We start from the raw sequence: 12427 nt of genomic DNA, 5'->3' as shown, positions 1-12427 counted from the left end.
GATCCAGAAAATGGAGGCTCGAATGTATACGCAATATACACACGGAATTTGTATAGTTCGTATCCATGTCTGTAAACCTATCAAACACGGCACTTACGCCAGGACTTACGAGCAGGTGAAAACCAAGTATCCACTTTTTCTCGGAGCGATTCCTGCGCTCAGTTCTCCGACCGAAGCTCGCAAATTACTGCAAATAAGCATCTTAACGGTTTGGCACGGACGTAGATGTTCGGTGGCACACGGCTTGTAATGTAGACAGCAGCAAGAAGCGGAAAGCTTCAAATTTGAAACTGGAGAAAGAGAAAAAATGAAAAACCTAAAGAACACGATCGCAGCGATTACGTTGATGGCGGTAATGGGATTTGGAGCGACCTTCGCAAATGCAGGGATCATAATCGCTGGTGCGACGGAAGCACCTCGCACGACAACTCGTCCGAAAGCAGAAGACCCTTGCTCTGAAAAGTCAGAAAAGAAGGATTGGGGCATCATCATCGCAGGTCTTCGCGGGATAATTATTGCCGGCCTCGGTGGGATCATCATCGCAGGTGCGAATGATACACCGACCGAGTGCGGAATAATCATCGCCGGATAGTTCGGTCCTAGGCCGAAAGTACGACTTTCTAACCCCGCACCTGAGAAGCCCCGGCGAGCGATCGCTGGGGCTCTTTAAGTTTCGGCAGAACTTTTGAAGCCGGGCAAGAGTTTTCTGACACTTTCGACAGCAGAGGGAAGCGTCGCCAGAACAAGTTCGATGTCATCATCAGTGTTGTCCTTACTGAGGCTGAATCGTATCGCTCCTCGTGCAAGATCGTCGCTGCGGCCGAGCGATCGAATGACCGGCGACGGCTCAAGCGAACCCGAGGAACATGCCGAGCCGGTCGATACCGCAATACCGTGCATGTCAAGGTTTATCAACAGTCCTTCGCCCTCTATTTCGCGAAACGAGATATTCGAAATGTTGGTCAATCGATCGTGCGCGTCACCATTTAGAACCGAGCCATCGATATTTTCGAGAACGAAATGTTCTAACCGGTCGCGCATCGCCCCTACTCTGACGGCACGCTCCGTCAATTCATCGGCAGCGAGCTCAGCCGCGCGTCCGAGTCCGACGATCTGAGCGACCGGTTCGGTGCCGCCGCGTAATCCGCGTTCCTGGCGCCCGCCGACATGCTGAGGACGAAGCCTAGTTCCTCGACGAATATAGAGTGCTCCGATTCCTTTGGGGGCATGAAACTTGTGTCCTGAGAGCGAAAGCAGATCGCAGCCCATTTCTTCGACATCGACCTTTACTTTCCCGACCGCTTGAACCGCATCGGTGTGAAACCAGATCCGTCGGCCGGAATCGCGAAGCCCGCGAACCAATCGTCCGATCTCAGCGACGGGTTGCAGTGTCCCGATCTCATTATTGGCCGTCATGACCGAGATCAGCACGGTATTCTCACGTATCGCCTGGCGGACGTCGTCGACGCGGACGATCCCGTTTTCATACACTGGCAAATATGTCACCGCGACACCTCTTTTTTCGAGATCCGCACAGACTTCTCTTACTGCGGGATGTTCGATCGTCGAGGTGACGATATGCCGTTCAGGCAAAGTGGCCAAACTGGGCTGCGGCAGCATTTCAACAAGCCCGCGAATGGCAAGGTTGTTCGATTCGGTTCCGCCGCTCGTAAAGACGATCTCGTTCGGACGCGCGTTCACAGCAGCCGCTACCTGGTGACGCGCCTTGTCTACTGCTGAACGAGTCTGTTGCCCAAAAAAGTGTATGCTCGACGCATTCCCGTAGTTATCGGTCAGATACGGCATCATCGCTTCGAGAACCCTTTCGTCGATCGCAGTTGTTGCCGAATTGTCGAAGTACACGCGTCGAAACATATTCCGATTGTAACCTCGCGGCGATAATCTGGAAAATGATCGGTTCTGGATGAACTGTAAGTTGAACGGCCGGATCAGTCGATGTTGCTCTCGCCGACCATAAGAATGTCCGTTATATCGGTGTGGATCTTTATTACTTGGGTGGGAACCGCGAAAAGATATCGCAGATGGGAAACCGAAAGCGAATATTGCTCACCGAGCGGGATGCCTGAGATCGAAAAGTAACCAAGGCTGCCGGAGATCGCGAATCGCGGCCCGTCGTCGCCAAGAAGCACGATCAACGCGCCCCGAATACCGCGGCCATCCGGCGTAACAACACGGCCCGAGATAGTCCCGAAATTCACGCTGCTGCTGCCGGTTCGTAACGAAGCTTGTGAGGTCTTGTGCAATCTTCGGTTCCTTTCGGCTTCGCGATCACTCGCATCCTGGCCGAACGCATTCGCCGCAAGAACGAATGTTACGATCGACGAAGCAAAAAATAAGTACTTGATCTTGATCATTACGAATGGGCCGAACGTGACCGGGCCTGAGCGGCAGATCCTCAAAGTTTCGGTACGCGACGCAGCGTTAATACGAGCAATACGCCGTCTCTTCTAGCTTTCAATCCAAGAAAATGCCTAAAACGCTGAAATAGTAGCACATCGGGTTGTTCATGCAAACGAATTTTTCGGGCGGCTGCGGTTCGGAACCGGGGCAAGACGGGTTTCCCAATTCGCCAGAAATGAGATAAATTGAAACGTGGGCAAGTGTGTCTGCATCAAATGCGATTGGCCCGATAATAAAAAGGATTCAAAATGGATTTTACAACACGCGAGATTTTTAAGAGATATGCGAGCATAGCGGTCGGTAGGCCGATCTCGCCCGTTTTTCTGAATATATTGGTTACCAGCGTTTGTGATATGCGCTGCACTCATTGTTTTTTTACCGAAGAACTTGACGACCGGCCACGGAAAAAGCTTCAGATGAAGGCCGACGAGATCGCAAGGATCTCGGAAACGCTCGGCGGCAATCTTGGTGTTTTGGTACTTGCCGGCGGCGAACCATTCACGCGTAAGGACCTGCCCGAGATCGTCAGATCGTTTTACGAGAACAACAAACTCGATTCGGTCTACCTGATGTCGAACGGACAGATACACCAACGCATATTCGCGGATGTCACACGAATAATGGACGAGTGTCCGAATCTCAATGTCACCGTAGCTCTTGGTATCGACGGTATGCAGGCGGCCCATGAGAAGATCAGGCGCAAAGAAGGGAGCTGGGACAAAGCGATACATACGGCGCGGACACTTCAGCAGATGAAGGCTGAACAGTACCCGCAGCTCGATATCCAAACTTGTACGTGCGTCATGCGCTCGAACGAGGATACGATATTTGAGTGGTACGATTTTCTTAAATACGACCTCAAGCCGGACAAGGTGAACATCAACTATATTCGTCCGCCGTCGGCAGATCCGAATGAACTAAATTTCGACCACAACCGGTATGCCGAGTTGTCGCACATGATCCTTGAAGACACAAAGAACGCCGCGTTGAAAAACAATTACGGCGGCAAATCCGGGTTCTTCAAGGCGGCAGTCGATATTTATATGCACGATCTGATCACGAAAACGAAAGAGGAGAATAAAGCTCAATTGAAGTGCTATGCCGGCAGCGCGGGTGCCGTCATCTACGACAATGGCGTCCTCTCTTCGTGTGAAAACAAGGCCGATGTGCTGAATCTTCGAGATTACGACTGGAATTTCCAGAACGCATGGAACACCGATCTGATGAAAGCAAGGCGAAAAGAAGCGGGGGCTGGATGTTTCTGCACGCACGAATCAAACTGCTTCTATCCGTCGCTTCCGTTCAACGCTGGACATCTGATCAAGATCAAAAAGCTTGAGCGCGAGATGAAGAAGGCGTCGAAAGAAGCGGGTTTTGCGGTCGGACGCGAAGTAGCCTTGAAAGCCTGAATATAGGACCGGATGACACAGCCGCCAACGCCAAAGATATTGATAATCTCGTCCGACACGGGCGGCGGCCACAGGTCGGCCGCTCAGGCGTTGGCAGACGGCGTTCAGAAATTCTGGCATGGCGAATCGGCAGCGGTACGCATCATGCGCGCCGTCGAGGATTCGCATCACGTCACCGAAAAACTTGTCGGCGTTTATAACTGGCTTCTGCGCAACAAGCAGGGTTGGATGAAATATCTCTACTGGGCAGTTAATCGCTTTCGTCCCGAGACCAGGGAGTTCTTTCATAAGCGCTGTATCGGTTTTATTAAAGATTCATTTGAGAAATGGTGTCCTCACGTCGTCGTCAGCGTGCATCCGCTCACTCAGCATATCCTCGGACGAATACTTCGCGAACTAAATCTGACCAGTCAGATACCGCTTGTCACTGTGGTGACCGATCCCTGTTACGGATTCTGGAAAGGCTGGGCGTGTGACGATGTTTCGCTTTATCTCGTGGCGAACAATGACGCAATGCAGCAGCTTGTTGACTATGGCGTTGACCCGGCGAAGATCAAGATCTCAGGACTGCCTCTCAATCCGAAGTTCCGCGAGGTCGACGAGATCGATGCTCAGAACGCAAGGAGGGCCTTTGGACTTGACCCCGACAAGTTCACCGTATTCGTGAATGCGGGCTGGGTCGGCGGCGGAAATATACCGGTCATTTTCAAGGAGCTGATCCGAGGCGAACTCGATGTTCAGGCGATCTTTCTTGCCGGAAAGAACGAGGCCCTCAGGATCGAGGCCGAAGAGCTTGCCAAGACGGCAAAATTTCCGGTTAAGGTGATCGGTTATTCGGACGAGGTCGAGAAGCTTATGCAGTCAGCGAACGTGATGGTCTCAAAATTGGGAGGTCTGACGACATTCGAGGCATTGGCGTGCCGGCTGCCGATAATTGCTGATGGCACAACGCCGCCTATGCCCCAGGAAGCGGGCACGCTGAAGCTTTTGGCCGATGGTGGTGCCGGAATCTTGCTCGAGCGGTCGGTTGACATTGTCCCCACGATCCGCTCGCTTATCGGCGACTCGGTTCGATACCGCGATCTCAGAGCAGCCACGCGAGGCCTTGCGACGCCCGACGCGACCGAGCGTATCGTTCGCGAGATCGCCGCGCTAATGCCAAAACCCGTTCTACCGTCTCCGGCAGAGGCCGCCGCCGGATGATCGGCGATATCGCCCGACGGTCTCACCTATCGATCAAAAACGCCGTCGTATACTTGTCAGCAGTCCACTATTTCATTAACCTTTTCTTTTGACTTTCCAACCATTTTCGACGGAGAAACTTGTTTGAGTCTATTACTTGAGGGAAAACGTGCCTTCATATCCGGCGGCACACGTGGTATCGGTGCTGCCCTTTGTGAAGTATTTGCGCGCGAAGGTGCGGATATTGCTTTTAACTATCACTCCAGCGATGATCTGGCCGACCAGGTCCGGTCCAATGTCGAGTCGTACGGTAGAAAGGCATTGAGTTTCAAAGTATCGGTGACAGATCGGTTTGGGATGAAACATACCGCCCGCGAGATAAGGGAATCGTGGGGAGCAGTCGATATTCTTGTAAATAACGCGGCAGTGAACAAACCCGATAATTTTGCGACAACCACCGATAAGAGCTGGGATTGGGTCGTGGACACGAACGTCAACAGCCTTTTTGCGGTTACCAAGCCGTTCTACAAGCAAATGATCCGCGAGCGTGCGGGTACGATCCTGAACATCACCAGTATCGGTGCTATCCGGGCTCTGCCGACCTCGGTCCATTACGCTACATCGAAAGCCGCGATGATCGGTTTTACCAAGTGCCTGTCTCGCGAGGCCGCCAATTTCGGGATCACTGTAAATGCAATTGCCGCGGGTATCTTTGATACCGATCTTGGAAATACGCTTCCTGAGCGGCTGCTCGAGGCTCATGAGAATTGGGTCTCGCTTCGCAGACTGGGACGCCCCGTCGAACTCGCAGAGTTTGCAGCATTTATCGTTTCACCTCGCAACTCGTACATGAACGGCGAGGTAATAACCGTCGATGGCGGTACGATCACTTAGCGGTAATTTCGGGAACATCGGTTCGGTCGAGCATCGAAATTGAAAACGAAATTCAATACTAACATATTGAAAACAAAAGGCTTAAGTTGACACGTTAGTGCCAGATTTGATAGGCTTTTCGTTAGTAACAGGGGAGAAACGGATAAATGGCCAGAACAGAATTGATCGAAAACCTCAACAAAGCCCTTAGCTTTGAACTCGCCGGCATCATTCAATATTCTCAGCACAGTTATCTCGTGACCGGAACTGAGCGCGAGATATTCAGAGGTTTCTTCCGCGGTCAGGCTGAAGAAGCTCAAAAGCATGCTGAGGTTCTTGGTGACAAGATAGTCGCCCTCGGAGGCATTCCGGCCGTTGAACCCGCTGCTATCCGGCAGTCGACGGATATCAAAGAAATGCTCAAACAAGATCTTGAGCTGGAACGAGAAGCGATTGCGGCCTATATGGCGGCATGGTCGTCTTGCGGCGATGAGGATCTGCCTCAGAAATTCTGGCTAGAAGGCCAGATCGCCGACGAACAGATGCACATTGAAGAACTGGAGAAATTGGCCTCTGAAAGGACAGCACGGGTGGATTCAGAGCGGATCGTATTGAGGGAAGTCAGCTAGTTCGCTTAAGAATTTCTGTGAAAAAAAGAAGAGAAGGTCGACGAAAGGGCCTTCTCTTTTTTTCGGCCAGCATGATTCTTAGAGATATCTTGGAAATTCCAGTATCGTAGCGGAGCCTGCCGTCTGTTCCGCCTTATTTGCATTGTTGTTGCTGATGCGCACGGCGGCGAGCAGCCTATGAAGATCATCGACGAGGACAGGGTCAAGAGAGATGGTCTTTTCAACGCACCAGCCAAGCCCGTCCACCCAGGATGACATCTTTATTTGCGTTTCAGCACCGTTGATCGCAACATCGATCCGTCGGTCGTCTGAGATGATAGGGGCAAACCTTGGAGCGGTTCCGGAATTATTCATAAAGCGAAACTGAAAATCAATTTCAATAACGAGTATAGCAAAGAAAAAGACCTCGTCAATCCTACACGCGTAAGATCGGCGAGATCCTATCAAAAACAAAGATCGAAATCAGGTCTAGTTTCCGGCCTTCCAGCCTTTCAGTAGATTTTCGATCTGCGTTGTGTTTGCCGCCGGAGTTGCCGCCTTGCCGACGACGATCGCACGCTCAGCAGTCGCAATAGCCTCGGCTTTGCGGCCCATTTCGCCCAGGATCCTAGCTTTCAGCGAAAGCACGCTGAATGTTTCCGAACCCTTCAGCGCTTCATCGGTCCATAAAAGAGCGTCGGCATAGCTGCCGGTCATCTTCTGCGAGAGAATATAACCCGCAAGCGTCAGTCGTTCGTTGTTCAAACGCCGTCGATTCTCAGTAACGAACCGTGCGTTGAAATCGCCGACGTCGACGGTAATCGGAACCGCAAGGTCACCCCACCGAATATGGATCTCGGCGGTGTTTCCAATGACCTTGGCAAATTCGATAGTCATCGTTTCTTTAAAAGGGAGCGAGACAGGGGTCGCCTCGACGCGCAATACGTCCTCTTTTGCATCGTAAGTAAAGCTGCCCCATTGGTCAGCGACCTTATTGAAGATGATGGTCCAATTGGCAGCGGTCGGAAGTGTGTGAAGGCTGTACTTTCCCTTCTTGAGCGGCTGGCCATTGACCGTGACGTCATTTGAAAACTCGATGATGGTCGCGTTGTTCGCACCCGTTCTCCACACCTCACCGTACGGCACAAGCTCACCCCATATCTTGCGGCCCTTCACATTCGGCCGATGATAGGAAACCGAGATCTTGGTATCGCCCACCATCTGCATAACGTCTTGACGGTTGCTTTCACGCGGAATGACGACCTGAGCCGCCGCCGCCGCCGAGAGCGTCAATATAAATAACAGTGAATAAAGCCTCTGCATTTGTTTCATTTTTCCAATCTCTCCTTTGCTCGTTGAATAAAGATCTTTATCATTTCGGTCACAGCTTTGGTCATCTCGGCGCTGATGATGCTCTCGCCGGCAAGGCCTGCCAGCATATGTAGCTCTCGAGCCGATCTTCGCCGGAGTTCGACCATTTGCGAAAATCGGACCATCGTCACATTCTTAGCCTTCTCTAAAAAGTCGGCAGAAAACCTCAGAAAATTCTGCGTTTCTGCCCCGATCGGAAACCACTCGATACGTTCGTCGCTGTCTTCTGCAAGCGCGACAGAGAATTTCTGACGCATCATGCCGACAAATGGAACGTTGGCCTCGATCTTCCAGTGAGCGACCCCGTTGCCGTCGATCCGAATGTCTGATACACCCGGCATCAATTCGGCGAAGTTCTTAACATCAGCAAAGAACTGACGGGCTTTCTCGGCGCTTGTCTTTATCTCGATGTCGTCGCTATAGCCTGCCTTGATCGTAAACATAATTAACTCAGTTGCTCAAAAAGCGAAATGCCGCGGCTTCACGAAAGCAGATGTCCAAGCGAAATCATACCCAGCGTCAACCGCCGTCAAAATACGCCGTTGAATAGGACAGCGTTAAAGAACGGACGCGTGTTCGCGCGTGTCATGCCCCGATAGAACGGATCTTCGGCGAATAGTACGACCTGGCCCGACCCCATCGATTCACCGATAACATAGGCCGTGCCCTTCAATAGCCGCTCAGTGTTCCCTTCCCAAACGAAACCGGAAATCGTGAGAGGCTTTTTCGGATTGGCGTCAAAGACCAAAGCATTTGTACCTTCCTTAGAGTAACGGAAGAAGTAACCGCTTGCCAATAAAACCGGCACTTCGATTCGATCGACGCCGTAAGTAAGATAGGTCGTCCGATCGACGGTCGCACGCATTATAGAGCCCGGCAAGGCCTCAGGTACTTTGTTCGCGTTTGCTGACGGCGAGGCGATCGGCGGTAATGTAGGTGCGATCCCGTCCGTGCGGTCTGTCGGCTGATCGATCACGGCCATATCCTCTGTTCTTGTTCCCGGTTTTGGCGAAGGCGTCGGAGCCGCTTCCTTTTTATCGTCACCGGCGGCTTTGTCCTTTTGTTCGTCGTCGTCACTACCGACGAGCTTCGTCGATGAAAGGCCGACATCCTTAAGGGCGGCAAAGACCGAACCACCGCTGATGGTGACGATAGTGCCGCCGCCCGATGCAAATTCCTTTAGCGCCGATACGCCGCCAGCCCCAAAGGAACTCATATATCTTCCGGCCGAGCCCTCGGGAATGATGAGTACGTTGTAATTCTTAAGGCCGCCGCCACGGATCGTAGGGATCGTCATCGGCGTAAATCTGATCTTGTGTTTGTCGAAGGTCCACCATATCGCTCCATACGATTCCTGGGAAACACCTTCATCTGCGGCGATCGCGATCTTGGGTTCACGCAAGCTGATTACCGCCTCGCCCCCGACGCTTGTGTCACCCTCTTCAGAATAACCCGAGTTGACCGCAGTCACATTCACGCCCATTTCGACTGCGTATTTCGCGATCGTGTCATGTATTGTCACCGGATTTCTCGAGACACGCACGACGAAAGTGCCTGGTTTCCAGTTTCGACCGCCGGCGTTCAATTGCCGAGTGGCGACAGCCACCTTGAAGCCGTTTTGAAGCAGGCGCATCACCATTGCACTGGTCGAATCGGTCTCATACGGTATGACATAGGATATTGTCGCCCTTCCGGTTACGCCGCCTCGTTTTGCATTTTCGATGAAGGCCGCATCAACCATGGTTCCGGGTACGTTGGTCGTCTCCTCGGTCCAGTAAGCGTCCAATCCGAAAGACAGCGGCATCGACCATGCTGTTATATCGTAAAATCCGTATTCTTCTTTTGGCTGGCCTTTGCCTCGCATTTGGTTTCGTCGAAACCGGGCCATGTTGTCATCGACGAATGCCTTGTCCTGCGGAGTGTCCTGTTCAATGATCGCCTTTATGTAAATACGCTGCGGCTGGTCAAGATCGATAATGTACGAGCCTGCAGGAAAGGTCTTAGACACCGCTTTGGCGTCCTTCTCCATATATGTATGAGCAGTCGGCGACGTGAAGGACGACGAGGCAACCTTAACTTCGATGTTTGAAAGCCGAAGCACCTCGACCATCTCAGCCGCCTTTACCCGATCGCCAGTCGGGTCAATGACGACTCGTTTCATTTTTGACCGTGAATGTTCGGCCATTCCTTTCGCGCGAAATTCGTAGAAGTCACGTATCCGTTCTATCTTGTGTTTTGCATTGGTTTCGAGCGTGGTCATTGACGCGACATAATGCTTGGCGATCGATGATCGGAAGGTGACGATCGTACCGTCATCGCGGGTCCAGTTAAGCCCTTTGAATCCGCCGCCATCTGTCTCATAGGTCATTCCTGTCGCTCCGTTCAGCGAAGGGTACATGTCCCAGTAGCCGGGATAGAAGGCATCGAACACATCGCGGATGTAGTAATCCCATTTATTCGCGTCGAACGCCGCCGCATTTGCACGGCCGTATCTGTCCTCCCATTTGCTTGTAACGGGTTGGGGGAGGTTCGGATTGGTCGGCAAACCGGTCGGCGGAAAGAAATACTGGGTCGGCTGACCGTGATGGTCGACGGCGAGCTGCGGATTCCATTCCATGTATGCCTTCTGCATGTTACGCGATTCCTTTTGGCTGAAGGTCAGGGTGTCGCGATTTAGGTTGAAACGGTAGTGGTTCACCCGTCCCCATATCGCCCAGGGTTCGCGATGCTCGATCGCATTTCGGTCCGGACTGCCGACGGCGACGGAATTGTACCAGGTCGCGAAGCGCTCATGCCCGTCCGGGTTCTCGCCGGTCAAGACAAGGACGACGGTGTTCTTGAGAATGTCGAGCGTTGCCGGCTCGTTCGAAGCAGCCAACTGATAGATTACCTGCATGAACGCCTCGAAAGACGACGATTCGTTTCCGTGGATCGTGTATGCCATCCAGGCGATCGAAGGGTTATTCTGGGCGATGGAATTCGCATCAGCCGCAGACGTCCTGCGAGGGTCAGTGAGCCGAGCATTATTTGCCCTGATCTCGTCGAGACGGGCGATATTCTCCGGTGACGAGATAGCAACCAGGTACTGCATCCGATGCTCGTTGGTTGTCCCGATCTCGAACATCTTCACGCGGTCCGGAGCCGCTTTTGCAATATCGGTAACAACCTTCTCCATTTGAGCGTAGGTCGTATGATGTTCACCTACGTCGTAGCGTAAGCTGACCTGCGGCCGCGGGACGTTTTCGCGGTAAGGGCCGCGGGCATAAAAATCAAATTTCTCCTCGGTCTGAGAATTCGCAATTACCGTGGCCAAAAAACAAAAAAGAAAGGCGGTCAGCAATGATCTGTTTTTCATTACGATTTCGATGGACTGTTGTTAGAATTAGGTTAGAGACAGATACGATATTAAACCGAAGAGAGGCAAACGCAAAAAACCGAATGAGCGATTTACGCATACGCAGCAATTGTCCGAAATGCGGCTTCGTGAGCCTGAAGTGCTGGAGCGAACTCACGCCCGACGAGGAACTGCTGGCCGAACGCCTGCCTGCATCCGAGGCTTTCACGAGAGCAGAACGAAAAAAGCACCGCATTTGCACGCGGTGCTGGTACGAAGAGACGAATGAACAACAAGTTCAAACCCGAGTCTAGGGGGTCATATTCACGCCAAAGTCGAAGAACTTCGAACCGATGCCGGCGTTTACATTCGAGTTTCCGGAATTCAAAAGATAAAAGCCGTATTCGCCCTTTTTGAGGTCGACGGCCGGGGTCACGCGAAATATTCCATTGCCCAGATCTTCGGCTTTCAAAGGAACCACATATTCATCCGATAATCCGCCTTTGCCGCCCCATGAATTCTGCTTGGAGATCGTGACCTCGCGATTATCGCTACGCTGGTTAAAACGAACGAGCGTAAATTCGTTGGGTGACGAAGGAATCCCACTTGATGTGTTCAGACCGCCGCTGGCAACATCGAGATAGAAGTAGAAAACTGGCGAGGTTGAAGTGATCTGGAGATTCGCATTCCGACCCGGTAGATTCGCTTTCGTTTTGACCTTGCCCAGACCGAAAGGCGTCACGGCAGCAGTAAATCCGCCGCCTGTTCGATTCTGTGCGGAAACGTTTGGCTGAAGCTGTGTCATTTTCCGCTGACCGCCGTTCTCCTCATATAAATAGATCCCGTAACCGTGTTTCGACATCGGGTCGTTGGGGTCGCCGGCCGACGCAGATGCGCCTGCGGAAGCTCCGCCTGTCGGTTTTCCGCTTTTCGCCTCGAGCATTGCCGTCACGATGTCGTCAGAAACACCTGCCTGTTTGAGCTTGATAAGCGAATCAGTCGAAAGATCGAAATTCGATTTCGACGATCGTATCTTGCCGATAATAACCGATGGCGCAAGGCCAGCCTTGCTGAGCGAAATGACCTCTTCGTTCGTCATCGTTTCGTCCTGCGCAGAGACTGCGGGCACGAGGGCGACGATGAATAGAAACGTCAATAGGCCGAAATAGGTCAATTTCCTGCTTTTCATAACTTTTACTCCTGTTGTGGACAGAGCCCGGTGCATTGTG

The 12427-nt window shown here is 52.2% G+C and carries 13 protein-coding genes; 6 read left to right on the top strand and 7 right to left on the bottom strand.

The window, feature by feature from the left end; all coding sequences use genetic code 11:
• The first annotated feature begins 307 nt into the window (after positions 1-307).
• Positions 308-592 carry a hypothetical protein gene (locus tag IPM28_05570; GenBank protein ID MBK9172458.1) on the top strand — a complete coding sequence of 95 codons (285 nt, stop codon included), beginning with the start codon at positions 308-310 and terminating at the stop codon, positions 590-592.
• A 74-nt stretch (positions 593-666) separates the two neighbouring features.
• On the opposite strand, the gene IPM28_05565 is transcribed toward IPM28_05570, so the two are convergent.
• The gene (locus IPM28_05565) at positions 667-1875 is read right to left on the bottom strand and encodes a cysteine desulfurase (GenBank protein MBK9172457.1); all 1209 of its coding nucleotides are present in this window, start codon (positions 1873-1875) and stop codon (positions 667-669) included.
• Between the two features lie 74 nt (positions 1876-1949).
• Positions 1950-2375: a carboxypeptidase regulatory-like domain-containing protein gene (locus IPM28_05560; GenBank protein MBK9172456.1), complete on the bottom strand. Its 426-nt coding sequence runs from the start codon at positions 2373-2375 to the stop codon at positions 1950-1952.
• 294 nt (positions 2376-2669) lie between these two features.
• Here IPM28_05560 and IPM28_05555 point away from each other — a divergent pair, with 294 nt between their 5' ends.
• The 4 genes from IPM28_05555 to IPM28_05540 all read left to right on the top strand — a co-directional run bounded on the left by IPM28_05555 (position 2670) and on the right by IPM28_05540 (position 6514).
• Positions 2670-3830: a radical SAM protein gene (locus IPM28_05555; GenBank protein ID MBK9172455.1), complete on the top strand. Its 1161-nt coding sequence runs from the start codon at positions 2670-2672 to the stop codon at positions 3828-3830.
• 12 nt (positions 3831-3842) lie between these two features.
• The gene (locus tag IPM28_05550; GenBank protein MBK9172454.1) at positions 3843-5033 is read left to right on the top strand and encodes a hypothetical protein; all 1191 of its coding nucleotides are present in this window, start codon (positions 3843-3845) and stop codon (positions 5031-5033) included.
• Positions 5034-5156: 123 nt separating this feature from the next.
• Complete coding sequence (locus IPM28_05545) at positions 5157-5906, top strand: SDR family oxidoreductase (GenBank protein ID MBK9172453.1); 750 nt, start codon at positions 5157-5159, stop codon at positions 5904-5906.
• Positions 5907-6052: 146 nt separating this feature from the next.
• Positions 6053-6514 carry a ferritin-like domain-containing protein gene (locus tag IPM28_05540; protein ID MBK9172452.1) on the top strand — a complete coding sequence of 154 codons (462 nt, stop codon included), beginning with the start codon at positions 6053-6055 and terminating at the stop codon, positions 6512-6514.
• 78 nt (positions 6515-6592) lie between these two features.
• On the opposite strand, the gene IPM28_05535 is transcribed toward IPM28_05540, so the two are convergent.
• The 4 genes from IPM28_05535 to IPM28_05520 all read right to left on the bottom strand — a co-directional run bounded on the left by IPM28_05535 (position 6593) and on the right by IPM28_05520 (position 11219).
• Entirely contained in the window at positions 6593-6868 is a 276-nt protein-coding gene (locus tag IPM28_05535; GenBank protein ID MBK9172451.1) for a hypothetical protein, read from the bottom strand.
• A gap of 114 nt (positions 6869-6982) precedes the next feature.
• Positions 6983-7825, bottom strand: coding sequence for a DUF2911 domain-containing protein (locus IPM28_05530; protein MBK9172450.1), 843 nt, complete (start codon positions 7823-7825; stop codon positions 6983-6985).
• A complete protein-coding gene (locus tag IPM28_05525; protein ID MBK9172449.1) occupies positions 7822-8307 on the bottom strand; it encodes a hypothetical protein in 486 nt (161 codons plus the stop codon). Before IPM28_05525 ends, IPM28_05530 begins: the two co-directional genes overlap by 4 nt.
• Positions 8308-8393: 86 nt before the next feature.
• Positions 8394-11219 carry a hypothetical protein gene (locus IPM28_05520; protein ID MBK9172448.1) on the bottom strand — a complete coding sequence of 942 codons (2826 nt, stop codon included), beginning with the start codon at positions 11217-11219 and terminating at the stop codon, positions 8394-8396.
• An 83-nt stretch (positions 11220-11302) separates the two neighbouring features.
• Here IPM28_05520 and IPM28_05515 point away from each other — a divergent pair, with 83 nt between their 5' ends.
• Positions 11303-11512, top strand: a complete 210-nt coding sequence (locus IPM28_05515; GenBank protein ID MBK9172447.1) for a hypothetical protein — start codon at positions 11303-11305, stop codon at positions 11510-11512.
• Here IPM28_05515 and IPM28_05510 read toward each other — a convergent pair.
• On the bottom strand, positions 11509-12387 hold the full coding sequence (locus IPM28_05510; protein ID MBK9172446.1) for a hypothetical protein: 879 nt from the start codon (positions 12385-12387) through the stop codon (positions 11509-11511). The genes IPM28_05515 and IPM28_05510 overlap by 4 nt on opposite strands.
• Between the last annotated feature and the right edge of the window lie 40 nt (positions 12388-12427).

It is taken from the genome of Chloracidobacterium sp., from assembly GCA_016716305.1.
Lineage (GTDB): Bacteria > Acidobacteriota > Blastocatellia > Pyrinomonadales > Pyrinomonadaceae > OLB17.
Note: the sequence above shows the minus strand (reverse complement) of the source record. Positions and strands in the feature narration are given on the sequence as shown.